Consider the following 26760-nt stretch of genomic DNA (forward strand, 5'->3'; position numbering starts at 1 on the left):
ACACCATCCTAAGCTAACTGGGCCCGGTTCTCGAACTCGACAGGGCTGAGATAGCCCAGGGTCGAGTGCCGCCGGGCCGGGTTGTAGAAGCGCTCGATGTAGTCGAACACATCCGCCCGAGCCTCGTCCCGCGTGCGATAGGTCCGTCGGGCCGTGCGCTCGGTCTTCAGCGAGGAGAAGAAGCTCTCCATCGCGGCGTTGTCCCACACGTTGCCGGACCGGCTCATCGAGCAGGTCACGCCATGCTCGGCCATGAGGCGCTGGAAGGCTTCACTCGTATATTGCGAGCCCTGATCCGAGTGATGCAGCAAGGCATCCGGCTTGCCTCTGCGCCAGATCGCCATGACGAGCGCATCCGTGACGAGTTGAGCTGTCATGCTGGTCTGCATCGACCAGCCCACGACACGGCGCGAGAACAGGTCGATGACAGCGGCGACGTAGAGCCAACCCTCAGCCGTCCAGATATACGTGAAGTCGGCGATCCACTTCCGGTTTGGAGCGTCGGCTGCGAACCGCCGATCCAGAAGATTGGGCGAGGCGGTCGCCCGCTCTCCCTCGTCCTTCGGCAGACCACGTCGGCGTGGCCGCGCCCGCAGAGCGTTCTCGCGCATGATCCGCTCGATGCGGTGCAGCCCGCACGAGACGCCCTCGGCGAGCACATCGCGCCAGACACGCCTTGCGCCGTAGGTGCGGTCGCTGGCCACGAAGCTGGCGCGGGCCTTGACCAAGATCGCTTCGTCGTCCTGCGTGCGTTGGCTGGATTGCCGGGTGAGCCACGCGTGGAAGCCGGAGCGCGACACGCCCAGCGTTGCGCACATCCACGCGACCGGCCAGACGGTGCGATGCTTTGCGATGAAAGCGAACTTCATATCGCGTCCCTCGCAAAGTATGCGGCGGCCTTTTTTAGGATGTCACGCTCCGCCTACAGACGAGCGACCTCCTTGCGCAGGCGATCGATCTCGATCTGCTCGGGCTTCATCTGCCCCTGACCGGGAAAAGCGTGTTGGGGATCGGCCGCCGCCTGCTTCACCCAACGGTGCAGCATCGTCTCGTGAACATCGAGATCGCGCGCGGCCTGCGCGACACTGACACCACGTTCCCGAACCAGTCGAACCGCCTCAATCTTGAACTCACGTCCGAACTTGCGACGCTGCATGGAGCACCTCCGGCTTCACCATCACACCTAAACCAAGTGTCCGTGAAACCGGCAGCAGGCCACTTCGAAAGACAGGACAGAGATCTCGGCGAAACCAAAGCGGTCCTCCACCGTCTCCGTGACACGCCGCGGGGTTGGTTCATTCACCACGCCGCGGGTCACCGGCGAGGTTTCAATCTTGACCTCCGTCGCGCCCTGCCGGACAAGGATTCGCGTATCGGCCCCGCCACCACCCGCAATCCGCGATGTGCGCACGCCCGGTAGCTCAGCCTCGATCGCCCGCGCGATGCGGTTGAGCGCCGCGTCGATATCAGCAAGGCTCTCAGCACGCTCTTTTATTGGAAGATAGGTAAGGTCGATGTCTACCGACAAGCGTGGCAGGTCACGGTAGAACAGGTTAATGGCGGTGCCTCCTTTGAGAGCAAAGCACCGCTCTGCACCAGCGAAGGGCAGGACGTTCACCAGCAGTTGGACCTGACGTTCATACCGGTCAGCCGCCATGGTCTACGTCCCTGGATTCAATCACAAGATCGGCCGGCACCGTGATCCGGTAGGCCGGATGAAGCTTGCCGCCCTTGACGAGCGAGCGATCGCCCTTCCCCAGATCGATGGCGTTCAGGTCTAGATGCTTAAACCAGCTATGCCGATGCCGGGCAGCAAAGACAAGGAAGAGGCGCTTCACCTTCACCGATCGGCAGGCTGCGAGGAGTGCCGTCTGGCGGCGGGGACGAAGGGATACAAGGCTCTGGAAAACGACGTCGATGGCATGGAAGCTCTCCTCACCAGGCAATTCATCAAGCGCCTCGAGGATCGCCCGTTCAGGCGAGGACAGGCGCAGTTTCCAGTCCCACCATTCGCGCGAGCCTGCACCTGCCGTGGTGGCGGGATCAGCGTCGAGACCAATATCCATCCCCCCGAACAAGCTGGTCTTGCGCAGGTTCAGCGGCGCATCAACCACCGTTTTGTCGAGCCAAGCCGGGAATCGTGCGGCATAAAGGAAGACTGGCCCTTCGCTGCCGAGCGAAAGGTAGTGGCGATGACCGAGCAGTTGCAGAGCGGTCATGCCACCCACATGCATCGGATGTCCCATCAGCACCTGCATGGAGAGCACAAGCACCCGCCAGTCGTGCGGGGCACTGCCTGATGCCGTGCCCGGTCGTTGGTAGAGGCCATGGGCTACGTGCCGGAGCCACCCTCCCTGAGCGTAATCTGCTATCGAGGAGCGGCTCACGCCGCATGCGGTCAACCACCTGCTATCCGCGTAGAAGCCTGGCGGCAGGTGATCGAGGACGCTCTTTAGCTTTTTATCTTTCCGCTCGGCCATGACGAGCATAATCTCTTATTTTTAAAGCGTTCGCAAGGGGTGCTTTACGGATCCATCATATGATGCGGAAAAACCGTGCAAAAATCAGAATATTTAAAGAAAAGCGTCATGCAACCGTGGGTACGCCCAGGAGGAGGCTGCGAAGAACCGGAATTTTTGAAGCGGTCTCGGACCGGGCTAGGAGGGCAGAGTTGAGCGATGCCGGTCTCGCGCGGCCCTCAGAATACCGGAGCGTGTCGAACGCATAAGCTATCTTCGTGTCTCCGTCTGTCGCAGGGTCGAGCCCAGCACTTTCGGGCGGGGCGGCGAGGGCCTCGGTCAGTCCGGGCGGCGGCCGGTGGAGCGGGTCCAGACCAGCGAGTGGGTCTTGCCGTCCTCGTCCGCGAAGAGGCGGGCGTAGAGCGGAGCCGGCAGGCTCGGATCGTCGATCTTGACGGAGATGTAGTCCCGCTCGCCCTTCGACACCTTGGCCCAGCCGGCGCCGATCTCGGCCTTGCCGAGGTAGATGCGGTGGGTCGGCGCGTTCTCGCCGCTGCGCTCCGTCTCCGCCACGATCGCGATCTTGCGAGCCTGGATCGTCAGGGTGGCGATGTCGCCGGAAAAGCCGGTCTGGGTCTGGGTGAAGGTGCCGATGGTCGCCACGATGTCTCTCCTCGTCCGGTTGCTCTCGGCCGCGCCCCTGCGGCCTCGATGGTGGTCGGAGAGCCGGAGGCGCCCGGCGCCGCACCTGCCCTGGCAGGCCGCAGCGTGAGCGGAGGACGGCGCGGGAACGGGTTTGTTGGTCCGCGAGGAGCCGCCGTCAGGCGGCGGGGAAGAAACCCAGGCCTCGCCGTTGCGGTGGACCCGGGCGCCCTGGATAGAACCGCCCATCCACGAGGCCCCTGGGCGGCGGCCCGGCACGGGCTGGCGGGAACACCCCTGGCCGGCTCGGAAACCTTGCTCTGATGCCGATGGCTGCGCGACAGCTCTCCCATGAGCCAGGATCGACGGCGCACCCGGGCGGGAGCCGCGCCGGCCGGACCAGCCCCTTCCTGCTACCTTACGCGCTTGCGCCGAGGAGGGCCGGTCTACCGAAAGCTCGCCGGGAGAGCGGATTCCGCGCAAGCACCCGTCACGACGGTGCCGTCGGCATCCTGCGGACACCGGCCGATCTCCCCATCGAGGCAGGGAACACCGACAACCTCGTGCTCCGGCACCGCCATCGCCGCAACGCCCTCTTGCAGGCGCTATTGCGGGAGACCAGTCCGGGAGCGGGGAGGCTCGGCGCGGCTGAATCCGAGGTGCTGATGCCCGGACATGGGCTTGCCGAAACATGGTGAACGCGCACCGCATCCGCAGCCTGTACATCGCCCGCAGCCTCGAGGCGCCGGCCTACAGACCGCATCTGCCCCACCGGCACCGTCTCGCTCCCCTTTACCGGCTACCTGTGCGAGCGCGTCGCCGTCTTACCGGCTCGCGGCTTTGGCGAAAGACCAGGCAATGCGGTCTTGCTAGACAGCTGCGCACATGGTGGCAACGATCACGTCCGGTTGGTTAGGGCTATGAGCGGGTCAGCAGGCCATCTATAGACGCAGCGGTGTCATAACGCTAAGGTTGCCAGCAGAATGAAGGACGTACCCTCAGTGGCAGCACTGAGGAGGAGGAAATCTGTGTCAACACCGCTAAATGCTTCCGCCAGCAGCGCGGGAGCTCTTATCTCAAACGCGACCTTTGAAGTTCCTCAATTCCAAAGAGAATACTCTTGGGGCGACGAGGAAGTCGCAGATTTCTGGAATGATCTACGAAATAATTTAAATTCCGACTCTTATTTTCTCGGGCTTATCATTCTAACGGAAGAGGACAAGCGGAAACACGTCGTTGACGGCCAACAGCGCCTTATTACGCTTAGCTTGCTGGCCACTGCCATTTATCATGAGGCGGTAGCCCGAGGTCGGAAAGCGCTTGCTGATCGTATCCAGGCAGACTTCCTGCGCGCGATCGATTACGATTCCGATCAGATGGATCCGCGGGTCACGCTCACAGACAAAGCCGACAACGATACCTTTCAGGCGATCTTGGAGCACGGTCTTGCTTCCGACGCTTCCCTCCCGGACGATTCCGTTTCATCTAGGATCGTGCGGTCATTCAATTTTCTTCGTGACAAGATACGAGAAGATTTGAAGGCCGATCCGTTCAAGAGGCTTGGCCGATGGACCGAATTCCTAACTAATAAACTCTATTTCGCGGTATTTGTTCATCCGACACCGTCTTCAGCATATCAGGTTTTTGAGGTCATAAATACACGTGGCAAGGAATTAACAACTGCTGACTTGCTTAAGAACTATATCTTGAGCCAAACTCAACCTGCGAAACGGCAGGATCGTTATAGCAAATGGCAGAAAATCTCGAAGAATTTTTCGCCGGAAGGCTCCAATACGTTCGTGCAATATATAAGACATACTATCAACGTGGAGTGTGGCTATATATTGCCAAAGGACTTGTTCGCTTTCCTCGCAGAACGCACGGATCGAGTCGAATCTACCGATAGGCGACCTCCGAAGCCGGACGAGATCATGTCAATATTGGAGGGGCGGCTATCACTTTACCTTCAGATGGCAGACCCAACACGGGCCGGCCCAGCTGATGCTGATACACTGGGTTACTTTTCGGCGTTCAACAAGCTTGGAGTAACAGCGATTCGTCCCTTGATGTTGGCGATTCTTGAGACACCCGAAAGTCAGGCAGGACTCGAGCACTTTCTCAAGATCGTTGTTCAGCGCATCGTGGTAGGCAGTCTTGGAGCAAGCAGCATCGAGCGCAGGTTCAGTGAAGCTGCAAGACGAGTGCACCTGGATCGCAATTGGAGTTTGGCCGCGCAGGATTTTAGAGATCTCGTCCCTACGCGCGATGATTTCATAAGTCAATTTAGAAGAAAGTCGTTCAATAAGAATACGATTTCATTTATCCGCAGTTCAGTCATCCAAAAAACAACTACGCCTATGATAAGCGGAACACTTCACTACATTTGGCCGCGGCAAGCGGGCGAGTGGAAAGCTATGAACGACGAGGAAGGCTTATACTGGGCATCAACGATCGGTAACACAATCCTGCTCAATCTTGACCGACGTCCCAAGCAAGCAAATTCATGGTCGGGCTTCAAAAATTTGATGCTACCGAACGCGGTCAGTGGTGAATGGAGTACAAGGATCGGGCATGTGGTGGAGTGGGACGCCTCTTCTGTTGAACAAATTGGCGCGGAAATGGCGGAGGTCGCAGGTGACATTTGGTGCTGAACCCCAGGCTGTGGCCGAACAGCGGGCTCACGAGCACCGGTTGCTCACCGTCCTAGATAGGCGAGAGCCCTTCTTGGCTCTCGCCCATTTGATACATGCCGTTCATCCCCAGCCAAACGGGGTCACTCTCCAAGAGACGGCAATTGCTCTTGATGCAAACGTATTCCTTCGTCTTAGCCTACATCCACAAAGCGCCGACATCGTCGATTATCTAGGCTCCGCTCATCCGGCTCCGCTGATTTTACCTGGACAAGCTATTCAAGAATTCTGGAACAATCAGCTTCAAGCTGTTGACTCGGTCGCTTCCTCTATCAAAAAAACTTTTCAACAACTTCAATCACAAGTTTCAAAACTCGATCCGTCTTTTGGAGAGTTTCAGCGTCGATTCGAAGAACTGCTCGATGATTTTAGTGGAGATTTCGCCTACACTTACGATGAAGGTACAGTGAGAAAAACTCAGAGCTTTCTCGGGATGCTGCAGAGAACAGCGATGGTACCTTATGTAACTCGCTTATGTTTCGTCGAACTCGCGGCACATAGAAAACAAACCAGGACTCCTCCAGGATTTCAGGATACTGGAGACGGAGATTTCTATATTTGGGCGGATTTTCTGCTCGGGCTACAGCAAGCCCGGTCTGCCGGACGAATATTCTCGCGTGCCGTACTGGTTACGGAAGACAGCAAGAAGGATTGGTCCAGAAAAGGTGTTGCCCATCCGATTCTATGTTCAGAAGTTAATGCGGTCGCAGGCGTGCCTTTTGAAGTATGGTCTCTTAAGAATCTTGCAGACGTGATCGCGAGCGCCGCTTAATAGCAAACCTAGAGCAGGGCTGCGCACAAAGCCTGGCTTCCCCACAGCGCGGCCGCTGTCTCATCATACCCGTCTCGGTGGTAATCCTCGTGCGCCGGACGGGCAGGAGGTGAGTACACTACTGGAGCATGATCGGCCGTGCGCGCCTGTACGACCAGCGCACGGTGGGCAAGCCTTGCCTGCTCCTGAGCGCGCCGCAGGCTGACGCGGTCGGCAGATCTGGGTGCGCCGTTTCTTGATTTTTCAAGTCACCGCGGCATCACACGCTGATTTCCCGCGGTATCGGCGCGCCGCTCACACGGCGCGCCGATCTTGTCACGTCTGCACGTACCCGCGCGCCAAAGCGAGTTCGTAGTAACGTGACAGAGGTCTATCCGGGCGAAAGTGCGGGTCCAGTTCGACCGGTTGTTTCAACGGGCCACGCATCCCAGCAAGATCGGACAAGCGAACGTGTCCGATCTCGGGATGTCCAGAGCCGAGATCGCACAGACCGAAAGCAATGTCGGGCTCGTCTGGATTTATCTCAGTCAGGAGCCACGTGGCGCCGGCGTCAGGCGTGAAGAGCTTCACCACAGGAAATGGATCATGATCCTGTCCTTCCGCAGTGATACGCCCATTGGCAAGAAGCAAGGCGCGTTGTTCGTCGGTGAGCAGGTCGACCACCGTCGCCTCCGTCGTCGTCACCCCGGATCGGGGCGATTTGACGGCGGGCGGACGCCGTAAGCCGCGAGGGTCAACCCCAACCCGGTCCGGTGCGGGCCGGGGTTGACGCTGCGGCGGCGTCTGCCAAACCGGAAAACGCCCAAGGCAGGGGTGGCGCGCGGATCGCGCTCGGATCGCCTGACAGAACGATGCGCGGTGCCGTTCTTTGCCCCCTGGGGAGGATCGGCGGCGGGATCAGAGCCGGAGATCGTCCAGAATACGGGTGATACCCGGCCAATCGACGGGTGGCGTATGGTGAGACCACGACATCCTCACCGTACCTGCGATCACGTCGTCGGGCAGTTCCATAGCGGCAAGGACATGACTGGGCTCATAGCTCGACGAGGTACAAGCGGATCCATTCGATATCGCCGCAACGCCCTTCAACGCCACCATGACCGCTTCGGAATCCAGCCCTGGCAAGGCAACGCTGAGGATGTTCGGTAGGACGCCTCGCCGCTCATCACCGTGAATGATGGGCTGAAGCGTTGCTAGGGCTGCAAGCGCCTCGTTCCTAATCCGTTGGCAGATAGCTGCGCGGTTCTGACACTCGCGTTCGGCGAGCTCCGCCGCGAGACCGAAGCCGGCGATAAGTGGTACCGGCTGCGTGCCAGGCCGCAATCCCCGCTCCTGTCCACCGCCGAACTGAAGCGGTCTCAGGCGAGGGCGAGATCCTCCGCGCCGACGAGCAATCAGAGCTCCCACGCCCTTCGGGCCGAATACCTTGTGGGCGCTGAGACTGACGAGGTCGATCCGGCGGTGATGCAGATCAAGGGTTTTGCGCCCGAAGGTCTGAGCGGCATCGACGTGAAGGAAGGGCCCACCATCCGATAACCCGTCGGCGATCGCGGTGATCGGCTGGAGCGCACCCGTCTCGTTGTTCGCGTGCATGACGGAAACGAGCATCGTATCGGGGCGGACGGCCGCGAGCACGTCCGAGGCCGTGACATACCCCTGACGATCCGGTTGAACGTGGGTGACCTCGAAGCCTTGGCTTGCAAGGTATGCGAGAGGCTCCAAGACAGCCTTGTGCTCGATCGCCGTGGTCACGACATGCCGGCGACCTGTCTCGATGCCCCAGGCGGACAGCCCGAGGATGGCGAGATTGTCGCTCTCGGTTGCGCCGCTCGTGAAGACGACCTCGTCTGTCGAGCAAGCTAGGGCTTTCGCGATGCGTTCGCGCGCCTCGCCCACGGCACGGTGAGCTTCGAGCCCAAACACGTGCGTGCGGCTGCCCGCGTTGCCGAACTCCTCGGTGAAGAGGCGGAGCACAAGGTCCGCGACACGAGTGTCTACGGCGGTCGTTGCGGCGCAATCGAGATAGGTCGGGCGGGGGATCGGCATTGTGTGTTTGTGTGAAAAGCAAACTTTGGCTTGACGGCCGGCGGTGTACGTTTCTAACTCAACGGGCTGTTTGCATCTACCCCTGGGCGCGACGGGACCCACAACGCAATGGATGCCCCATTCGAATACGTGTTCCCGGCGATCCGAGGGCTGCAAGCCGGTCGAGAATATTACGTCTCGATGTGCCCACTTCGGCTTTTGCCGAAGATTTTCCTATTCAATGAGGAAGAGTTGGTGCCCGAGCTTCGCGCTCAACGCCAGTTAAACCGAGGGCGGCTGCCGGAAATCGCTCGCTACATCGTAGAAAACAAAGACAGCTACGTCTTCTCGGCGATCACCGCTTCCGTTGACGCCGATATTCGCTTCGCGGCAGCCGAGAACCTGGGCGAACAAGGATTGGTTGGATTGCTGCACATCCCGATGAACGCACGCTTTATTATTAATGATGGTCAGCATCGACGTGCGGCGATCGAGTCGGCATTGCGCGATGCTCCGGAGCTTGCGAATGAGAGCATCGCAGTGGTCTTGTTTCACGACAAGGGACTTGAACGCTGTCAGCAGATGTTCGCCGATCTGAACCGGTATGCGGTTCGTCCAGCGCGGTCATTGAGTGTTCTCTACGATCACCGGGACGATCAAGCGCAATTGGCAAAGCTCGTCATATCGCGGCTTCCATCATTCCGAGGTCTCGTTGAGATGGAGCGGTCGACTCTCTCCGCGCGATCCCGCCGTTTATTCACGCTGAGCGCAATTTATACGGCGACCGCAACACTCCTCACAGGCTTACCGGAGGGAGATCCCGACAGCAGGGCGGGTTACGCGGCAGCTTTCTGGAGCGCGGTCGCAGACCAGTTCCCAGAATGGGCTGCCGTTCGTGACGGCAGCCTCACGTCGGGCGAGGTCCGTGAGACCTTCATCCACACCCACGGCGTCGTTCTGCACGCACTCGGACGCGTAGGCAATGGGTTGTTGCCTGGTACGAAGGCGCGGACAGGGGACGACTGGACCGACCGACTGGGGGGTCTTCGACAAATCGATTGGCGCCGGACCAATCCAGCCTGGGAAGGACGCACCACAATCGGCGGGCGGGTCTCAAAATCGTTCCAGAACGTGATCCTGACGGGCAACGCGATCAAGTTAAGGCTCGGGTTGCCGCTCGGGTCGGAAGAGCAGCGTCTCGAGGACGCGCACGCGCGGGGCGCAGATGCTGCAGCTTGACCCTCAATCCGATCAAGACGCTCGCCCGTCCGGTTTCAAGGCGCTCGGGTTCAAGGGAACGATCGAGCGTAGGCTCACCGAGATCGCGGACCTCTATCAGGCTGACACCATTCCGTGGGTCGTCGGGTACAGCGGCGGCAAAGACTCGACTGCGACGCTTCAGCTGGTTTGGCTGGCGCTTAGCCGGCTCCCTGAAGCCGCACGCACGAAACCGGTCTATGTCATTAGCACCGACACGCTGGTCGAAAACCCTGTGGTGGCGGTATGGGTCAGGCGCTCGCTCGAGCGCCTCGGCGAGGCCGCCGTGGCGGCCCGTCTTCCTATCGAGGCTCATCAACTCAAGCCTGATCTGACAGACACCTTCTGGGTCAATCTGATTGGTCGCGGCTATCCAGCACCACGTCCGAAGTTTCGTTGGTGCACCGAACGCCTCAAGATCAATCCATCCAATCAGTTCATCTCGAACTTGGTCAAGGCCAACGGCGAGGCTATCGTCGTACTCGGTACACGTAAGGCGGAAAGCCAAGCGCGGGCGCGTTCCATGGAGCGGTTCGAAGGACGTCGAGTCCGAGAGCGGCTCAGCCCGAACGGCAAGTTACCCAACTCATATGTCTATACACCCGTCGAGGATTGGACGAGCGATGACGTCTGGCTATTCTTGATGCAAGTCAAAAATCCTTGGGGATTTGACAACAAAGATCTACTCACAATGTATCAAGGCGCTTCTGCGGACGGCGAATGCCCGCTCGTCATTGACGCGTCCACCCCGTCATGCGGGGATAGTCGGTTTGGTTGCTGGGTCTGCACACTCGTCGAGAAAGACAAGTCCATGCAGGCCATGATCCAGAACGACGCAGAGAAGGAGTGGATGACGCCACTGCTCAATCTTCGTAACGAGCTCGACGTTCGGAACGACGAGACCGGCAAGCGTGATGATCGGCATCTGCGAGACTTTCGCCGGATGAACGGTTCGATCATGCTGCACAACGATCGGATCGTACACGGGCCCTACACTCAGACCGCGCGCGAGCGTTGGTTGCGAATGGTGCTGGATGCGCAACGCCAAGCGCGCGAGCGCGGCCCGGACGCGATGCGTTCGCTCGAACTCATCACGATCCGCGAACTCCGGGAAATTCGCAGGTTGTGGGTGGTTGAGAAGCACGAGATCGAGGACAATCTCCCGCGCATCTACACCGAAGTCACGGGCGAGGCGTATCCTGACGGACGGCTCGACGATACGTCACCGTTCGGCCCTGAAGAGATCCAGCTTCTTCGTGACCTTTGTGACGACGATACCTTGCATTTCGAGCTGACGCGCGAACTCCTCGATGTCGAGCGCCAGCACCGTTCGATGGCCCGGCGTGCGGGCCTTTTCAAGGCGCTCGAACAGGCGCTGCGCCGTGGGTCCTACGACGACGCGAACGAGGCTGAGGACCTGGCGCTCCGGCGCAGGGCCGAGTTCGATCGCTCGCGCAAGGATCTGGAGAGTGTTCCCCTCCTCGCACGTCTCGAGCAGGAAGGCGAGGAGCCGGGCGATCCGCTGGCGGGTGCGGCATGATCCTCGACGAACTCACGCTGCACGATTTCGGCGTCTATGGCGGACGGCAGAGTGTGGCTCTGACACCGCTCGACCGCAGGCCGGTCATCCTGTTCGGCGGCTTGAATGGTGGCGGGAAGACGACGCTCCTCGACGCCATGCAGCTCGGCTTCTACGGGCCGCTCGCCCAGCTCTCGAACCGAGGTGGGCTGGCCTATCCCGAGTTCCTGCGGCGCAGCGTGCATCGCGGCGGGCAAGCCTCCGGGGCCGCAATCGAGATCGCTTTCCGCCACACGGCGGTCGGCGAGGAGCAAAGCTACCGGCTTCACCGGTCGTGGACCACCTCGCGGGGCGGTGACATCCGTGAGCGCTTCGAGGTGGTCCGGAATGGCCGGTTCGACCGGCTCGCGACCGAGCACTGGGGCGCCCAGGTTGAGGAGTTCATTCCAGCTCGCATCGCGCATTTGTTTCTTTTCGACGGCGAGAAGGTGGAGGCCTATGCCGACCTCCAGGGTGCACAAACACTGATCGCGACCGCCATTCACAACCTGCTCGGTCTCGATATCGTCGAGCGTCTGACATCGGATCTGACGGCCCTGGAGCGTCGCCATCGCGTCGAGCAACGCCCAAACGAGCAGCGCTCCGGGTTGGAGGCGATGCGCGCGGAGATCGAGAGACTGGAGGTAACGCACGCGGCTCTCGTCCAGGAGCGCGGCTCCAGCGCCAACACCCTCGATCGGCTCCAGCGCAACGCCGCGGAACTGGAGCAACAATTTAGGCGCGAAGGCGGCGGTCTCCTGGAAGTGCGATCGGCCAAGGAGGCTGGCCTTGCCGTGGCCGAGCGCCAGCTCGATGCAGCGCGCCGGGCTTTGCGCGACCTTGCCTCTGGAGCCGCACCTCTCATGCTCATTCCAGGACTGCTTGCCTCTGTCGCGGAGCGCGACGCGGGCGAGGAGCAGGCTCGGCGCTCGCAAGACACGCTCGAGGCGTTACGGACGGAGCATGCGGCGTTGCTCGCGCTTCCGATCGTGCAGGGCTTAGACGCAAGCGTCCAACGTGACCTTCAAACAACGCTGAAGGCCCGGCTTGTCGATCGGGCGGGTGCAGCTCAGGCGCCGCGTATTCTTGATCTGGACGCGCAGGCGCGGACCCTCCTCTCGGCACTCCAGGCAACCGAGCTCGCCGAGTTGGAGCCGTCTCTACAGGCGGCTCTGGCGACCGAGTCCGACGCGCGCGCCAAGGTGCAGGAACTTCGCGACGAGATCACCGCCATCCCCAGTCCCGACGCGATCGCCGGCCTAGTGGCCGCCCGCGCGGAGGCCAAGTTAGCGGTCCTGGCCGCAGAAGAAGAGCAGAACCGGCGAACCGCGGAGATCGCAGCCATCGAACAGCAGCTCGTTGGTTTGCGACAGCGCGAGGAGCGCCTGCTCGGGGATGAGGCCCGTGCTCGGTTCGATCAGGAAGATACCGTCCGGATGCTTCGCCATTCCGAGCGCGTCCGCGGCACGCTCGACCGCTTCCGTGACGCTGTGGTCGCGCGACATACCGGCCGGATCCAGGCGTTGGTGCTCGACAGTTTCCGCCAACTGATCCGTAAAGAGGGCCTCGTCACCGACCTGCAGATCGACCCTCAGACGTTTGCCATTTCCCTTAGGGACGTAGCTGGCCACCCGGTCAGTGGGGAACGCTTGTCGGCTGGCGAGCGCCAGCTCCTCGCGATCGCGCTCCTCTGGGGGCTGGCGCGGGCCGCCGGGCGCCCGCTCCCGACGGTCATCGATACGCCGCTGGGCCGCCTCGACGCCCAGCATCGGGATCATCTCGTGCGTCGGTACTTCCCGAACGCAAGCCATCAAGTCATCCTGTTGTCGACAGATGAAGAAATCACGGGGCGTCACCTTGCCGCGCTCCGTCCCTCAATCGGGCGCGAATATCGTCTGCGGTTCGATGAGGCTGAGCAGCGAACGGTCATCGAACCAGGCTATTTCGGCGGGGGGGAGATGCTGGCCCATGCCGGTTGAACATATTCGCCTCTCAGCTCAGGCGCGCGAGCAGTTGATCCGTTTGAAGCGTCATACGGGTATCGAGCACTGGAACGTGCTGTGTCGGTGGGCCTTGTGCCGGTCACTGGCCGAGCCCAGCGTGCCTCCGCCCGCAAGGATCCCCGCGGACAGCAACGTGGAGATGAGTTGGCGCGTGTTCGGCGGCAAGTATGCCGACCTCTATCTCGCGCTTCTCAAGGAACGCTGCCTGGCGGACGGACTTGGGATGGAGGAGGAAGTGGTAGCGACCCAATTTCGCCTCCACCTGCACCGCGGTATCGCCTATCTAGCAAATGACAAGGGGCTGCGCGGCATCGCGCCGTTCGTGGCGCAAGCAACCGCCGCCTGAGCAACCCTACCATGGAGGCGAGAACGGCCGTCGCCAGACATAGGACGGCATTGTCCCGCATCGACCTTTCGCGCCCGATACGACTCGCGCTGGAAGACGGCCTCGTGCACGGGACGGTGCTCGACTATGGCTGCGGCCGTGGTGGGGACGTGCGCGCCTTAACGGCAGTCGGAGTCGATTGTGTCGGTTGGGATCCGGCGCACCGCCCGGACGGCGCGCGCAGGCCGTCCGACTTGGTCAATCTCGGGTACGTGATCAACGTGATCGAGCGCGTGGAGGAGAGACGCGACACGCTCCTGGAGGCCTGGGCGCTCGCGCAACGCGTCCTGATCGTGTCCGCGCGGCTTGTGGCCGAGGCGCCAACGGCTGGGCGCACGCTCGAGGATGGTTACCTGACTCGCTTGGGCACGTTCCAAAAGTTCTATGAGCAGCAAGAACTTCGAACTTGGATCGATACGACTCTCGGCGAGCTGAGTGTCGCGGCTGCGCCCGGGGTGTTCTACGTGTTCCGCGATCGACGCGAGCGGGAGGCGTTCGTGGCGTCGCGCTACCGGCGGAGCCCAGATCGGGGACCGATTGCTGGCCTGTGCAAGATCGAGCACCATCGACCGATGCTCGAGGCACTTGCGGGCTTCGTCCTCGAGCACGGGCGACTGCCCGGCGAGGACGAGGTCGAGCTCGCTCGGGAAGTCGCGGCGACACTCGGCAGTGTGCGAAGAGCCGGACGACTGCTTGCCGCCTTAGGTCTGTCCGATCCCGACCTCACTGCAGCTCGCCTTGCACGGTCGGAAGATCTCCTCGTCTACCTTGCACTCGCGCGCCTCGATCGGCGGTCCGCCTACGGAGAGCTACCGCGCTCTTTGCAGATCGACGTCAAGGTATTCTTCGGAACATACGGGGCGGCGACGAAGGCGGCTGACACGATGCTGTTCGCGCTCGGCGATGCAGATCGCAGGGACGCGGCGTGCCGCGAGGCCAGGGTGGGAAAGCTGATGCCGACCGCGCTCTACGTCCACGTCGATGCGATCGCTCGGTTACCCCTGCCGCTTCGGCTCTACGAGGGTTGCGCTCGGCACTATATCGGAGCCGTTCCAGAGGCAACGATCGTGAAGCTCGGACGTCACGAACCGAAGGTGAGCTATCTGACCTACCCGACGTTCGAGAGCGACCCCCACCCGGCGTTACAGGCCTCCGTCTCCGCTCACCTGCAGACATTTCGGGTTCGCCAGCGTTCGTTCGCGTCAAACTCCAATCCCCCGATCCTTCATCGGAAGGAACTGTTCGTCGAAACATCGCATCCGTCGCGACCCAAATTCGAGCGGCTGACGCGCCAGGAGGAGCGTCTCGGTCTGTTCGACGAGCCGAGCACGATCGGTACGCGTGACGGCTGGGCGGCGGCACTGGATGCTCGCGGCCTGGTACTGCGCGGGCACCGGATACTACGGCGCGCGGCGCCGGACGCCAAACCTGCGACGTGAAAGACCGGATGAACCGATCCCGTCGCTCACTCCTCGAGGACCAGATCGATGTTGAGTTCGGGGATCCTGAGATTGCGGAAGCCTACACCGAAGGCTTTTTCGAACATGATGTCGACGATGCGCTCGCCGTCGAAGAGCACGATCGGAACGGCTCCAGGACGACGTTGTGCGTCGATGGCCTCGCGTGTGAAGCGCGACGTCGTGAAATAATACCCCTGCTCGTGACGTCCGGACGTCCGACCACGGAACGATTCCACAGCATCTGGCCCGATAGGCTTGTCCCGATAACGCTTGCACTGGAAAGCGACGCTAACGGTGGTGAGGCCGATCCGGAGCTGGCCATGTCCATCGATCCCACCATCTCGCATTGGGCGCGTGACCACCACCTGTTCAAAGCCATAGGCTGTGAGGAGACGACCGGCAAAACGCTCGAAGGCGCTCGGCTCGAGGTTCTTGAGGGCTTCGAGGACCCGCGTGCGCACCTCCCTTTCGTGCTCGTGCTGAAGCGCGAGCATCTGCGCCAAGGTGGATCGCACGTCGTCCCGCTCTGGCGCTTCTTGGTCGGGGACGACACGAGCGTGGTCGATCAGAGTGTAGCGGCCATCATTGGTCGCGCGGAAGCACTTGGTCGCTAGCGCGGACGGGAAATCGAGGCCAAGGCATCGGCGACGAATCTGCGCCCGCACGACCGAGACCGGATCGTCGGTGTTAAACGTGTAGAGGTCTGCGGCGACGATCGCGCCGTAGGCTTCGGCCGGCGCCATTGGCCGTCCTTTGTCGAGCATGACGGAGCGGATCGCCTCGACGATCGTCCTTGAGCGTTCCGGCGAGCCGCTCCGAACGGCGTTTGTGCTGGTTCTCACTCGGCCGCTGCCGTATGAGAGGAGGCGCCCTTCATCATGTCGAGGTAACCGCTGACCTGTTGCGCGATCTCATCGAGCATCGGCTCGAGGATAGCGGACTGCGCTAGAAGGGAATCGGCTTTCAACTCCTTCAGGGCGCTTAGCAGCGATTCCAAGGTGCGGACGGGGGTCTTCTTCTCCTTGTGATCATCTTTCTGACGCCGAATCTGCCACAAGGGAATCGCATCTTCGGGGTTGCTCACGTCCAGACGGTCTGCGAATTTGGTGCCGTTCTGCTTGTCGTAGCGTGCGAGGCTCTGCCAAACGCGAATATCTTCGGCTTTCTGAAAGACATTCTCGTTGGGCGAGTCATAATCATCCCCCCCAGCCTGCCGCTTCTTGGCAAACGCCCAGGCAAAGAGCGCCGCTTCGCCTTCGTCGGAAATGTTTAGTTCTTTCGGGCCAAATCCAAACTGATCGCGAGCGTGCTTGCTTGCAAGAATGTTATCGAAGAAGTACTGATCGCCATCGTTGAACGTATTTCCCGCCTCTTCAACTTTCTCCTCGTACATGCGCTTGAAGTGGCCGAACGCCGAAGCAGCTTGAATGCTCTTTCGGATCTCATCCCGCTTCAATGGCAGTTGCTCGGTGACAGTATCGAGCACATCGTCCTCCAGCGCCAGTTTGGCACTGGCGCCATGCTTGGCTTTGAAAGCGGTCTTGTACAAAGAAACGATGTATAGATTCGTCGCGTAAGGCGTCCAATGGCGGGCCGGCAGAATGTGGCGGACGCCAAGCAGACGTGGCAGCGCAGCCTTGAGTTCGTCGACTGAGGCCGCCATAACGGGATAGACGCCGAGCTTGGCTGTCGACGCAATCAGAGCATCGATCTGGCCGAGAAGATTTCTCTGTTCAGAGATTTCCTCGTCGGGATACTTGCCCCCCTTCTTCATTCGGTCGAGCTTCAGCTTTTCTTTCTCGCGCCGCGCACGTACGCGGCGAAGAACCGAGATCCGCGTATTGCCCTCGACGACGATATAGGCGCCCTTCTGATCAGGGTGTTCCCAAACGACGATAGGGTCGACTGGCGTCCAACCTTGTCGGATGACAGAGCCTTCTAGGTCCGCAGCCTTGTAGATATCGTAAACCTTTTCCGCGAGGTCAGCTTGAAGATCGTCTCCGAAGATTTGTTCGGGATCGCCGTAGCCGGGAGCTGGCTCGGGCGCGATGCGTGGGTTGTTCGGATCCAGGTAGATGCTTTCGAAGGCGACTGAGACCGGTGCGCCCAGATCGGTGAATGTCGTGGTCATCGGGGATCTCCTTGCGAAGCGAGATTGGTTTGACGCGGAAGAGAGAGCCAATGGATCGAGCGGTCGGCATCGCCGAGTAGACGATCGACACGAGCCAGGAAGCGCATCGGCAGAGCTGGTAAGTCGGCGCGGGCTAGGCGGCTTGCGAGCGTGGCAAACTGATCCTCGGGCGGTCCTAGGCGAAGCACTTGGCGCGTATCTCTCAGCCAGAAATCGAGACCATGGGCCCGGTCCGGGTCGAGCAAGAGGCCTTCGCAAGCCCCCAATGGAAGCGGAACCTTGATGGCGGCAGCGACCCCAAATGGGTCGGCGAGGTAGGCATCAGCGAGCGCCGAGCGATTGTAGCAATCACTGAGAAACACGCTGAGCTCGGCGGGCATCATGATGCGCTGGGTGAATGACGCATAGCGTAGCCACGTCGTTGGACCGTGACGTGAGCGCAAGCGGTTGCGCTGCGTCGCCACGTCGACACCGCGCAACTCCTCCCGGGCGAAGTAACATGCCGTCAGCACCTCAGCGAGCTGTCGCCACATGCTGCCATGGGACAGATCGCGGCGGATGCCGTAGCGGGCACCGACATCGGTCAGGAACTCGGTCGGATCGGACAGATGGGCACCGAGGGCGCAAAATTCATTGAAGACGCCGCGGAAGGCGGCCGAGTTTGCATCCGTTTCGAGGAACACACCCCAGCGTGCATCTGCGGCGAACCGCTCGGGCGCGCCGTAGTACGGCAGGCCGTAGATAAGGAGCCTACAAGTGGCGCCTGGCTTGATGCGCGCCACCTGCCCTAACAGAGCCTCGCGTGCAGCCGGCTGGACACGGTGCTCGTCGAGCAGGCGAACGATCCCAGCCTGCAGGCTCACGGCATCTTCGTAATCGAGGTCAATGAGGTCAGGCCGCAGCAGGTCGTCAATCTCTTGATACAGCCAGCGCTGATCGAAGCGGTAGGCGAGATCGGGGTTGTGAGCCTGGACGACATACGCAGACCACTTGCCTGGCGCGTGACGGACACACCGGCCAGCCGCCTGCATCAGCTTGATCACACTCTCGGTCTGGTAGGTGATGACAACCGTGTCGATCGCGGGATCATCGAAGCCCTCGAGCAGCATCTGGGCCGATACCAAGACCGCGCGCGGCTTCTCGGCAAAGCGTGCCAGAAAATCGTCGTTGTCGAGGCCTAGCGAATTCCCTGTTCCATGAATAAAGCCGACGTCGTCCGGTTCGAGGGGATGACCCGCCTCCTTTGTGAGTCGATCCACCAATGCATCATAGAACTCCTCCACGCGATCGACGCGGGGCGCGAGCACAAGAACCTTGGTGAAGCGGTGCGACGTCTCGTCAATTACGTAATCAACGAGGTCCTTCACACAAGATGGAGACCAGTTAAAGTCCGGAACATCCAGCGGGATGAACTCGGGTACGACAATAGCACCGCGCTCTGCAAGCTCGCGATAGGTGATCGTGAACGCGATCTCGTCGATACCGATCGGCAACCGGTCCGTCCGGTTTGGCGTAGCGGTGAGCAGCAGGACCGGGAAGGGTTGAGGCGTGTCGAAGATGGGGCGGTAGGAAACTGCCGCAGCGTGATGCGCCTCGTCGACAACCACTAGAGCCGGTATTTCGGGAAGCTCGGTCAAAGCGCGGGCAACATCGCCGACCATGATGAAGCTGACGCGATTGGCCAGAATTGAAGCGTCGTCCGGCAGATGGTTGTCGGCTTGCGCAAGCAGCTTGCGAAGTTCGCGAAAGGCCTGGCTTTTTAATGCTTTGCGATGCGTGATCCATAGAACGCGTGCCTTGGTGGACGCAGAACGCGCGAGCACCTCCAAGATGACGCGGAGCGCCGTGCGGGTCTTGCCGGCGCCGGTTGGCAGTATCAGCGCGATACGACCTGTGGGGCGGCGGCGAAAGGCGTCGAGACAACGCGCGACTGCAGTGTCCTGGTATGTCCAGTCGGGCTGCCCAGGGCGCGGCCCAGCCTGCGTATCCGCTGTATCGGCGACCGGGAGACCTACGACGTCTTGATCGAGCTCGATCGCCTGCTTGGCGATCGCAGCGGGGATCCCAAGGTGCCGCGAGACATCTGCGACGGTATGTTCGTTCGGGGCATCGGCGCCCGGCGCCTTGGCACGCAGGCGGCGAAGGCGTTCGAGAGTTAGGTCCGGCGGAGGAAGGCGCCCTTCCTGAAGAAGGGTAGCTGCTCGCTCAATCAGCGACAGAGTGGTCTCGTTGATCCCGCGGCCAACATCCTCCGACAGCAAGGTGTGCACGCGGTTCGGATGGATCACCCGAGCCTCGCCAAGCTCCTGCAGAGCGTCGTTGAGCACCTTGCAGACACCAGCGGTACTGCCTTCTGCAAGAAAGAGGGGGACGAGTACGTTTCTCGCCAGCCCTCTGACGGCTTCGCTTTGGACGCTGAGTCTGGCCACGCCGCTTCCACTCCCTCGTCAGATGTCCATTCCATATTTTTGGAATATCATTCTGTCAATTCCGAAAAAACGGATTGCGTCTGATGTGCCGCTCAGGCATGATCGAGAAGCTGCGTTGTCCGTAAATTTGGGCCCAGGACTGCAACCAAGCAGGCTCGGGACGTACCTGAATAGGTAACGGGACACCTATCATCCCGGCGGTCACAGCGATCGCCACGACATGAGGAGATCGCGATGCCCCGAACCTCAGAGAACGCAGGTCAAGAACCGGTTACGGCGGACACACTGGACTGGGGACAGAATGCACCCGAAGGCGGGCGCAGCGTTGTTCGGCGCATCATGAAGGAGGAGATCGGCACGGTTCCGATGTTCCTTGGCCAAACATTCGTCAAATCTTTAAGGGACGTTGGCTATACCAATACAATCACTGCCGTTTGCGAGCACGTCGACAATGCTGTCCAATGGGGCGCGAAGGAAATCCGCGTCTACTTCCGCCAGAACGGACTGAAGAGCAACAGTCAGACCGATGTAATTGTATGGGACAATGGCGATGGAATGGACCGTGATGTCCTGCGCGTAGCGATGTCCTTTGGCGGCTCGATGGTCTACGACCGTCGAAAGGGGATCGGGCGGTATGGTGTCGGCATGAAGACGGCCGCCCTGAGCATGGGACCCGCGTTCGAAGTTTATACGTGGCAAGAACCAGGCGCGATCTACGCCACTGAGCTCGACACTGTGGAGATTGGGAACAGCCGCTCGAGCATTATCGAAGTGCCGGATCCCCACTTCGAGACAGAGCTCCCTCCCGAGATCGTCGCGGCACTGACCGAATACATGACGTATCCGAAGCGCGACAAACAGCACCTCATTGCCGAGGACGAGGAAGATCTCGTTGAGCGCTTAGGGTCGTCGGGCACCATTGTCTACATACCTCGGTGTGACCGGTTAAGCTTCAAGCTCGTCCAGACCCTTTGCGACCACGCTACGCGGGACATGGCCCGGGTGTATCGGAGACAATTGGCAAAAGGCCTGCGCCTCTTCGTCAACAATAGATTGGTGGAAGCGTTCGACCCAACATATTGGATGCCCAAGGCGCGGCATACCAAGATTCCCAACTTGAAATCGACGAGAAGCCGTCTCATCCAGCACTGGACGATACCGATCCCGGTGGAGGCGGACTCGAAGATCACCGCACCCGCCTCGGTACGTCTCTATGCGCTGCCGATTGAGGATTGGCAGCCGCTGCCGCCAAAGGTGCATAACAACGATCTACGTGTCTTTGATCCCCATCAAGTTTCTTTCGTGCGAAATGAACGAGAGGTCGACATCAGACCTGTGCCAGAAATCGGCATGCCTCGACACGCCGAAACACACTGGATGCGGGTTCAGATTGACTTCGACGGAAGACTCGACGAAGCGCTCGGCGTGGCGATGACCAAGCAGGGCGTGCGTCCCAAGCAGTACGCCCTGGAACTGATCCATCATGAAATTGCAGAAGCAATTCGATCTGTTCGGAATCACAACAAGAAAGTGATGGCCGATGGCCGCCGGAGCCGCAGCACCGGTAAATTGGCAGAAGCAGAGCGACGCGCAAGGAACGCAGACGCTTTCCGAGATGACAGTTTCGCGCTGACTGAAGAAGAAGAAGCGGAACTCGATCGCGAACTCAGGGCGATGGCAGTTCTCTTGAAACGTTTCGGAGAAACAGAAGATCAGGCCTATGAACGCATCAAAGCTTCTCGCTATATTGTCACAACCAAGCATGACGATCATTGGCCATTCTACGCATTAGATTATCGGTGTGGTCGGATCGTTTTGACAATCAATACTGCCCATCCGTTCTACACCCGCTTGTATCAGCCGCTGGCCGAGCTTGAGGGCGAGGATAGGGACGCCGCCGATAACGGATCGGAACCGATACAGGATGGCGAATTGCTCGTCGCCCTCCAGCTCATGTTGCTCAGTCTGGCTGCCGCTCAGACACGCCTCATGCGAGGATCCGACCGTAACAAGGTCGAGGACCTATTTCGTGATCTACAGCGCGACTGGTCGGAAACCTTAAAGAAGCAACTGGAATTCGGCTGAGGCGGTTGTAGCGAGGATCGGGGCGAAGCTGAAACCATTTGCTTCGCTCGCGTACCTAAGCTCATGTAAGGGCTGCGCTGGGCGATGATCCAGCCGCCGGTTCGACACAGCGTTCGAGCCGTCGGTTCGTCTCCTGGCATGCCTCTTACTCCATCAGTCCGGTGCAGCGCGCCGGGCACCTGGGAGACGGGTATGAGCATCTGGAACTCTTACGCGCGCCTGCAAGGCTTCAGTAGAGGCGCACGCGGCATCACCGAAGACGAGAAAATCGACGGTGCACTCAATCGGGAGCTGGCCATGTTGGGCCGCAACACGCCGCGCCTCGGCGGCGTCGACACGGCCTTGGAAAACGAGGCGCGCAAGCTCCGCATCCGCCGCCGCCTGCTCCGGGCGCTCCCGCAGCCGCTCGCGGTCGTGGATCCGCGCAGTGAGATCGAGGCCCGTTCGGAACTGCGGATGCGCTTGGCGCGGCTCAAGCCGATCGAGGCGCATATCTTGGTCTGCTTCGCGCTGGGTGAGAAGCTGCCCGCCCTGGCCAAGGATGAAAGCCTTCCCCTCGGCACTGTGAAGAGCCATCTGACGCGCGGGCGCCAGAAGTTCGTGCGGTAGTTCAGCCCAATCATGTGGACGCCGCCCCTCTCCGGGCGGCGTTCTTATTATAGCGCTGCTACAGAAAGTTACATCACTGTAAGGTTATGCACGGTTCTGCAGCGTCGCCAGCTTCCGAGCAGCTCCACGCTGCGCGCGCAGGCGCTCGCCGTAGCGGGCCGGCATGGCGGGGGTCTTCCAAGACCCAGCCTGCATCACCTCGAGCAGCTCGAAGCCAGCGGCGAACATGTCCTGCGTCGCCCCGACCCGGGTCGAGTGCCCGGAGGGCAGCTGCGCGAGCTTGAGCCCGGCGGCGGTGGCGAGATCGCGGAACACCCGCGCCACCTCTCCCGCCCCGAGCGCGGCCGCGCCGACCCCGCCGCCCTTGCTCAACGGTCGGAACAGCGGCCCGCTCTTCAGTTGCGCGGCACCGATCCACGCCGCGATGTACGCCATGGTGTCGGGGGCGAGGTACTTGATCGCCCCCTCCCCTTCCTGGTCGGCCTTCGAGCGCCGCACCAGCACGGTACCGGAGCCGTCCGCGCCCTTGTGCAGATCCCCTATATATAAAGAGACGAGTTCGGAGCGGCGCAGCAGCGTATCGTAGGCGACCGCGACCAAGGCGGCGTTGCGCAGCGCGATCAGCGGCGTCTCGCGTTTGGCCTCCGTCACGCGCCGGTGCAGCCGGCAGGGCGTCTTCACCTCGAGCATGCGCTCGATGCTGGTGCGGTTTAGCGGCTCGGCCTGCTTCTGGCGCCGGCCCTTGGCCCGGTTCATCCGCTTCACCGCCAGCCGCACGATCTCGTCGGCGCAGGGATTCGGCAGACCGGCGGCACGGTGCAGCGCAGCGATCGAGGAACGGTAGCGCTCGACCGTGGCGCGCGCTTTCACCTCGCCCTGCGCGTCGATGAAGGCCGCGACCGTCTCAGGCGACGCTGGCAGCATCGCCCTCCCCGCCTCCCGGCACCAGGCGGCGAAGATCCGGCTGTCGGCAGCGAGCGCGCGGACCGTGTTATCGGCGAACGCGCCGCGCGCGGCGCGAGCGTGCTCTTCCAGCCGCTCGATCAACAGATCGAGATCGGGCGGCAGCGCGCCGGTGAACGGGACCGGCGGAGCGGACGCGTCGCCGATCGGCTCGGAAGCGGAATTGGTGGCGTCAAGCTCCATGGCGAGAGCTTAGCCCTTCAAACCCTAACGATCCACAAATTTCCTGCGATAGTCGCTATTATCGGTCGTAATCTAACAGCCCGAAATGGCGTGTCATTTCGTTTGCTCGCGGGGGTTGCGCGCAGCCGCCAAGCGGGCATGACCGTCACCGAAACTAGTCGTACCGGTGACATCGAATGTCACTTGAACGGAAATGACATTATTCGAGACACGTGATACGCTACCCGTCGCGCAACGGAGTCGCATCGACATCCCATGACCCTCGTTACCGATGTGAAGCTAGCAGCCAATGGCCGCATGCTTCTGCCACAGGCTGTCCGCGATGCCATGGGCATCACGGGCGAGACACGCATCATCGTCACCGTCGATGGCACTGACGTGCGGCTCGCGCCGATCAAGAATGTAGTCTCGAAGCTGCAAGCGCTCTACCGCGAGCATGCCACGCAGGATGCGGATTCAGCCGCCTTCCTTGAAGAGCGCCGCGCCGACGACGCCGACGGTCAGGATACCAAGGACGGTCAGGATACCAAGGTATGAGCAGTGTCGTCTTCGACACCTCGGCGGTGGTCGCCCTTCTGCGCGGTGAGCCTGGGGCTGACGCGGTGGCTGGTCGGGTTGGCCAAGCCGCCATGTCGACCGTCAACCTCCAGGAGCTGGTGAAGGCGCTGCTCCTGCGTGGCCTGACGCGCCCTGTGATCGAGGAGATGGTGCAGGAACTGCGCCTCGACCTGCACGCTCACGATCGCGACGCGGCCTTTGCCGCCGCCTTCCTGACCGAGGCCACGCGCCACCACGGGAGTGGGTTGGGTGACCGGACCTGCATGGCGTTGGCGATCAAGCTCGGCGTGTCGGTGATGACGACCGATCGCGCCTGGGCGAGCTTGGAGATCCCGGGCTTGTCGGTCGAAGTGATCCGCTGACCGGGAGGGTACCGCCATGGCCTCGCATTCCGCCACAATCCATGAGGGTGGCAGGATGGTCGTTCCCGCCGACCTGCTGCGTGAGCTTGGGCTTCAGGACGGCGATACTGTCGTTCTCGATGTGGTTGAGGGAATGCTCCGGGTTCGCTCGCGCGACGCGGTGATCGCGGAGATCCAGGCGCTCGCCAGGGGGTTCGTTCCCGAGGGCGTCAGTGTCGTGGACGAGCTAATCGCGGAACGACGCACTGAGGCCGCGAGGGATTAAGCGCAGGACTGGTGGTTCAAGGCGTGTGATGGCGTCTTTCGCTCATCAGGACCAATCTGATGGCGACCTCCCGAGTTTCGCTAAATTGGGAGCGTGCCATTCCTGCTTGAATCAAGTAGGATATTCAAATTTTGCGCCTTAACATGCGAGTCGCATAAGATTAGTTATGGAACTAGAAGTTGTCAGCTATGTATAAATTATTAATATAAACACGCGATCCCGTTTAGAGACCGCCTCGCCGGGGCTGAACCCAGCGTCGTTGGCCGCTCCCGCCAGGGTCTCATGAGTCCAGCGCTTCTTCAGCACCTCCGCGATGCCGAATGCGAGCGCGTTGTCGCGGGAGATCAACAGGCTACCTCCGGCACTCCCGCTGCCGTTAGCAGGGCGTACAGGTCGGCGACACGCGTCCGCTGGCCTCGCTCACGACAGAACGTGAAGATCGCTCGCTGCTTGGCGCGTGAGAGCGCCACGAAGAACGTGGCGATGCCCTCAGGATTGCCCCTGCTATGACTCCACCACATTGCATCGTCGAGCCCGACGAAGATGATGGTGTCGTACTCCAATCCCTTGCTCTTATGCACGGTCATCAGGGGCACCTGATCGACCCCAGCGAAGCGTTCAAGGCAGGTTGTCCAGTCCGCGGCGCCATTGGCGCTGGCGACGAAGTGCAGGCCGAATGCCTCGATCGCGATGGCGAGCGCATCTCCCATAGCGTATTCTGGAAAGGATCGGGCGAGCGCGCGGGCGTCGACAAAGGCCAGCACTTGGTCGGCAAGCGCTGCCGCCGAGGCAGCCGATGGCGGCGTCGCCTTCACGGTCGCGCGTAGCGACTGCAGAAAGGCGGTCAGGGCCTCCTCCGCGCGAAGACAGCTCTGCTCGTCGTCAGGATCGGTGTCCCGCAGGCGCAGCACAGCTTCCGAAGCAATCTGCCAAGCGGCTGGATCGCGTCGGACAGCGCCCAGGCGCAGCAGGGCCAGCGCGATCTCGGCGTACCGATCGACTAACAGATCTTGTAATGTCGTTCGGCCCAGAGCGCGGCTCTCATTGCGGAGCCGAAGATCGGCAGCGGCTAAGGCCGGTTCGAGTTGCGCTTCGAATCGATCCGCCGTCTGGCGCACGAGGATCGCATAGTTGTGCGGTCGCGTTCCGCGCGCCGCCATGTCTTGAACCAGCCATTGCGCCAGATGCTGGGCTTCACCGGCAGTTGTTGGGCAGGTCCAGACCTGAGCCACGTCGCCGTCAACTTGGCGAACCGACTGCGCCACCGTTTTGATCGCACCGGCATCGAGCGCCTGCGCTACAACGTGCTGAATCCGGACAAGGTCAGGAGAGGATCGGAAATTGAAAAGGAGCGGCACGCGTTCGGCAGCCAGTTCTCGCTCAAATCGCTCGAACGCATCGATCCGCGCACCGGCCCAGACCATGATGCGCTGTTTGTCATCGCCAACGGCGGTGATAGTGATACGCGGACCCCCAAAAGCGGAGAGCAGGAAGTCATACTGAGCGTGGGTCGTGTCCTGAAACTCGTCGACGAAGACAAAGGGATAGGTCGCGTGCAAGGCGCGTCCAATCTGCGGCCGGGCCCTTAGCAACAGCTCCGCCAGTCGATTGAGCATGACGAAGGTGAGGAAGGGGCGCCCTGGCCGCCTCAGGAACTCGCCCCACCAGCGTTCGATCGCGAACTCTGTCGCCGTAGCAGGCGCCAAAGCCGCGAACGGCAGACGAAAGCCGCCGATGATCTTCGACTCGAAGTCGGCCGCTCCGAATGCGGCGATCTCCGCCTGCCAAGGCCGCGGGGCGGCGAGGCGCGTGCGGGTCAAAAAGTCATCAACATCCAGACGCTTCGGAAAGCTAGGGTCAAAACCCAATCAGCTCGGCCTTTCGGAAGCCTGATGGGGTCGGGAAACGGACGCGGCTAAGAGCG

The 26760-nt window shown here is 61.2% G+C and carries 22 protein-coding genes and 1 pseudogene; 12 read left to right on the forward strand and 11 right to left on the reverse strand.

All coding sequences use genetic code 11. The features are described 5' to 3' along the window. Positions 1–8 precede the first annotated feature (8 nt). The 4 genes and pseudogenes from EOE48_RS11400 to EOE48_RS11415 form a co-directional block, all read right to left on the reverse strand. Positions 9–1156, reverse strand: a pseudogene (locus EOE48_RS11400) (IS3 family transposase). Positions 1157–1183: 27 nt separating this feature from the next. Continuing rightward, positions 1184–1657, reverse strand: coding sequence for a nucleotidyl transferase AbiEii/AbiGii toxin family protein (locus EOE48_RS11405; protein ID WP_127728996.1), 474 nt, complete (start codon positions 1655–1657; stop codon positions 1184–1186). Continuing rightward, positions 1647–2480 carry a type IV toxin-antitoxin system AbiEi family antitoxin gene (locus tag EOE48_RS11410; RefSeq protein ID WP_127729067.1) on the reverse strand — a complete coding sequence of 278 codons (834 nt, stop codon included), beginning with the start codon at positions 2478–2480 and terminating at the stop codon, positions 1647–1649. The genes EOE48_RS11405 and EOE48_RS11410 overlap by 11 nt, the downstream gene beginning before the upstream one ends. A 318-nt stretch (positions 2481–2798) precedes the next feature. Continuing rightward, positions 2799–3122 carry a DUF736 domain-containing protein gene (locus EOE48_RS11415; RefSeq protein WP_127728998.1) on the reverse strand — a complete coding sequence of 108 codons (324 nt, stop codon included), beginning with the start codon at positions 3120–3122 and terminating at the stop codon, positions 2799–2801. A gap of 1007 nt (positions 3123–4129) precedes the next feature. On the opposite strand from EOE48_RS11415, the gene EOE48_RS11420 reads away from it, so the two are divergent. Together EOE48_RS11420 and EOE48_RS11425 are read left to right on the forward strand one after the other, a co-directional pair. Next, a complete protein-coding gene (locus EOE48_RS11420; protein ID WP_187371389.1) occupies positions 4130–5752 on the forward strand; it encodes a DUF262 domain-containing protein in 1623 nt (540 codons plus the stop codon). 73 nt (positions 5753–5825) lie between these two features. Then, positions 5826–6563 (forward strand): PIN-like domain-containing protein, encoded by a 738-nt coding sequence (locus EOE48_RS11425; RefSeq protein ID WP_127729002.1) that lies wholly within the window; start codon positions 5826–5828, stop codon positions 6561–6563. 315 nt (positions 6564–6878) lie between these two features. Here EOE48_RS11425 and EOE48_RS11430 read toward each other — a convergent pair whose 3' ends face one another. Together EOE48_RS11430 and EOE48_RS11435 are read right to left on the reverse strand one after the other, a co-directional pair. Further along, a complete protein-coding gene (locus tag EOE48_RS11430; protein WP_127729004.1) occupies positions 6879–7226 on the reverse strand; it encodes a DUF2958 domain-containing protein in 348 nt (115 codons plus the stop codon). 234 nt (positions 7227–7460) lie between these two features. After that, positions 7461–8609 (reverse strand): aminotransferase class V-fold PLP-dependent enzyme, encoded by a 1149-nt coding sequence (locus EOE48_RS11435; protein ID WP_127729006.1) that lies wholly within the window; start codon positions 8607–8609, stop codon positions 7461–7463. A 108-nt stretch (positions 8610–8717) separates the two neighbouring features. On the opposite strand from EOE48_RS11435, the gene dndB reads away from it, so the two are divergent. From dndB to EOE48_RS11460, 5 genes are read left to right on the forward strand one after another with little or no spacing between them, the layout of a single operon-like run. Continuing rightward, on the forward strand, positions 8718–9827 hold the full coding sequence (gene dndB, locus EOE48_RS11440) for a DNA sulfur modification protein DndB (protein WP_127729008.1): 1110 nt from the start codon (positions 8718–8720) through the stop codon (positions 9825–9827). Then, entirely contained in the window at positions 9814–11385 is a 1572-nt protein-coding gene (dndC, locus tag EOE48_RS11445) for a DNA phosphorothioation system sulfurtransferase DndC (RefSeq protein ID WP_127729010.1), read from the forward strand. Before dndB ends, dndC begins: the two co-directional genes overlap by 14 nt. Then, entirely contained in the window at positions 11382–13382 is a 2001-nt protein-coding gene (gene dndD, locus EOE48_RS11450; protein WP_127729013.1) for a DNA sulfur modification protein DndD, read from the forward strand. The genes dndC and dndD overlap by 4 nt, the downstream gene beginning before the upstream one ends. Further along, positions 13372–13752: a DNA sulfur modification protein DndE gene (gene dndE, locus EOE48_RS11455; RefSeq protein ID WP_127729015.1), complete on the forward strand. Its 381-nt coding sequence runs from the start codon at positions 13372–13374 to the stop codon at positions 13750–13752. Before dndD ends, dndE begins: the two co-directional genes overlap by 11 nt. Before the next feature lie 11 nt (positions 13753–13763). Further along, positions 13764–15230, forward strand: a complete 1467-nt coding sequence (locus EOE48_RS11460) for a DNA phosphorothioation-associated putative methyltransferase (RefSeq protein ID WP_127729017.1) — start codon at positions 13764–13766, stop codon at positions 15228–15230. Between the two features lie 26 nt (positions 15231–15256). Here EOE48_RS11460 and EOE48_RS11465 read toward each other — a convergent pair whose 3' ends face one another. From EOE48_RS11465 to EOE48_RS11475, 3 genes are all read right to left on the reverse strand, one after another. Further along, positions 15257–16015 carry a restriction endonuclease gene (locus tag EOE48_RS11465; RefSeq protein ID WP_127729019.1) on the reverse strand — a complete coding sequence of 253 codons (759 nt, stop codon included), beginning with the start codon at positions 16013–16015 and terminating at the stop codon, positions 15257–15259. Positions 16016–16089: 74 nt separating this feature from the next. Next, entirely contained in the window at positions 16090–17382 is a 1293-nt protein-coding gene (locus tag EOE48_RS11470) for a hypothetical protein (protein ID WP_127729021.1), read from the reverse strand. Beyond that, positions 17379–19811 carry a DEAD/DEAH box helicase gene (locus EOE48_RS11475; protein WP_127729023.1) on the reverse strand — a complete coding sequence of 811 codons (2433 nt, stop codon included), beginning with the start codon at positions 19809–19811 and terminating at the stop codon, positions 17379–17381. The genes EOE48_RS11470 and EOE48_RS11475 overlap by 4 nt, the downstream gene beginning before the upstream one ends. A 234-nt stretch (positions 19812–20045) precedes the next feature. On the opposite strand from EOE48_RS11475, the gene EOE48_RS11480 reads away from it, so the two are divergent. Next, positions 20046–21896, forward strand: coding sequence for an ATP-binding protein (locus EOE48_RS11480; protein WP_210249562.1), 1851 nt, complete (start codon positions 20046–20048; stop codon positions 21894–21896). 192 nt (positions 21897–22088) lie between these two features. Continuing rightward, on the forward strand, positions 22089–22505 hold the full coding sequence (locus EOE48_RS11485) for a hypothetical protein (protein ID WP_127729025.1): 417 nt from the start codon (positions 22089–22091) through the stop codon (positions 22503–22505). Between the two features lie 84 nt (positions 22506–22589). Here EOE48_RS11485 and EOE48_RS11490 read toward each other — a convergent pair whose 3' ends face one another. Beyond that, positions 22590–23651 carry a tyrosine-type recombinase/integrase gene (locus EOE48_RS11490; RefSeq protein WP_127729027.1) on the reverse strand — a complete coding sequence of 354 codons (1062 nt, stop codon included), beginning with the start codon at positions 23649–23651 and terminating at the stop codon, positions 22590–22592. A 255-nt stretch (positions 23652–23906) separates the two neighbouring features. Between EOE48_RS11490 and EOE48_RS11495 the strand changes: the two genes are divergently transcribed. Genes EOE48_RS11495 through EOE48_RS11505 form a run of 3 tightly spaced genes read left to right on the forward strand, consistent with a single transcriptional unit; the run spans position 23907 to position 24836 of the window. Next, complete coding sequence (locus EOE48_RS11495) at positions 23907–24188, forward strand: AbrB/MazE/SpoVT family DNA-binding domain-containing protein (RefSeq protein WP_127729029.1); 282 nt, start codon at positions 23907–23909, stop codon at positions 24186–24188. Beyond that, entirely contained in the window at positions 24185–24571 is a 387-nt protein-coding gene (locus EOE48_RS11500; RefSeq protein WP_127729031.1) for a type II toxin-antitoxin system VapC family toxin, read from the forward strand. The genes EOE48_RS11495 and EOE48_RS11500 overlap by 4 nt, the downstream gene beginning before the upstream one ends. Positions 24572–24587: 16 nt before the next feature. Beyond that, on the forward strand, positions 24588–24836 hold the full coding sequence (locus EOE48_RS11505) for an AbrB/MazE/SpoVT family DNA-binding domain-containing protein (protein ID WP_127729033.1): 249 nt from the start codon (positions 24588–24590) through the stop codon (positions 24834–24836). Between the two features lie 344 nt (positions 24837–25180). Here the strand turns inward: EOE48_RS11505 and EOE48_RS11510 are convergent, their stop codons facing one another. After that, on the reverse strand, positions 25181–26704 hold the full coding sequence (locus EOE48_RS11510) for a UvrD-helicase domain-containing protein (protein ID WP_127729035.1): 1524 nt from the start codon (positions 26702–26704) through the stop codon (positions 25181–25183). Between the last annotated feature and the right edge of the window lie 56 nt (positions 26705–26760).

This window comes from Methylobacterium oryzihabitans, assembly GCF_004004555.2.
Lineage (GTDB): Bacteria > Pseudomonadota > Alphaproteobacteria > Rhizobiales > Beijerinckiaceae > Methylobacterium > Methylobacterium oryzihabitans.

Excerpts from the sequence above, each read along its gene's own strand:
- EOE48_RS11405 (WP_127728996.1), bottom strand. The coding sequence starts at position 1,657 with ATGGCGGCTGACCGGTATGAACGTCAGGTCCAACTGCTGGTGAACGTC.
- EOE48_RS11410 (WP_127729067.1), bottom strand. The coding sequence starts at position 2,480 with ATGGCCGAGCGGAAAGATAAAAAGCTAAAGAGCGTCCTCGATCACCTG.
- EOE48_RS11435 (WP_127729006.1), bottom strand. The coding sequence starts at position 8,609 with ATGCCGATCCCCCGCCCGACCTATCTCGATTGCGCCGCAACGACCGCC.
- dndB (WP_127729008.1), top strand. The coding sequence starts at position 8,718 with ATGGATGCCCCATTCGAATACGTGTTCCCGGCGATCCGAGGGCTGCAA.
- dndC (WP_127729010.1), top strand. The coding sequence starts at position 9,814 with ATGCTGCAGCTTGACCCTCAATCCGATCAAGACGCTCGCCCGTCCGGT.
- dndD (WP_127729013.1), top strand. The coding sequence starts at position 11,382 with ATGATCCTCGACGAACTCACGCTGCACGATTTCGGCGTCTATGGCGGA.
- dndE (WP_127729015.1), top strand. The coding sequence starts at position 13,372 with ATGCCGGTTGAACATATTCGCCTCTCAGCTCAGGCGCGCGAGCAGTTG.
- EOE48_RS11460 (WP_127729017.1), top strand. The coding sequence starts at position 13,764 with ATGGAGGCGAGAACGGCCGTCGCCAGACATAGGACGGCATTGTCCCGC.
- EOE48_RS11465 (WP_127729019.1), bottom strand. The coding sequence starts at position 16,015 with ATGCTCGACAAAGGACGGCCAATGGCGCCGGCCGAAGCCTACGGCGCG.
- EOE48_RS11470 (WP_127729021.1), bottom strand. The coding sequence starts at position 17,382 with ATGACCACGACATTCACCGATCTGGGCGCACCGGTCTCAGTCGCCTTC.
- EOE48_RS11480 (WP_210249562.1), top strand. The coding sequence starts at position 20,046 with ATGCCCCGAACCTCAGAGAACGCAGGTCAAGAACCGGTTACGGCGGAC.
- EOE48_RS11485 (WP_127729025.1), top strand. The coding sequence starts at position 22,089 with ATGAGCATCTGGAACTCTTACGCGCGCCTGCAAGGCTTCAGTAGAGGC.
- EOE48_RS11490 (WP_127729027.1), bottom strand. The coding sequence starts at position 23,651 with ATGGAGCTTGACGCCACCAATTCCGCTTCCGAGCCGATCGGCGACGCG.
- EOE48_RS11495 (WP_127729029.1), top strand. The coding sequence starts at position 23,907 with ATGACCCTCGTTACCGATGTGAAGCTAGCAGCCAATGGCCGCATGCTT.
- EOE48_RS11500 (WP_127729031.1), top strand. The coding sequence starts at position 24,185 with ATGAGCAGTGTCGTCTTCGACACCTCGGCGGTGGTCGCCCTTCTGCGC.
- EOE48_RS11505 (WP_127729033.1), top strand. The coding sequence starts at position 24,588 with ATGGCCTCGCATTCCGCCACAATCCATGAGGGTGGCAGGATGGTCGTT.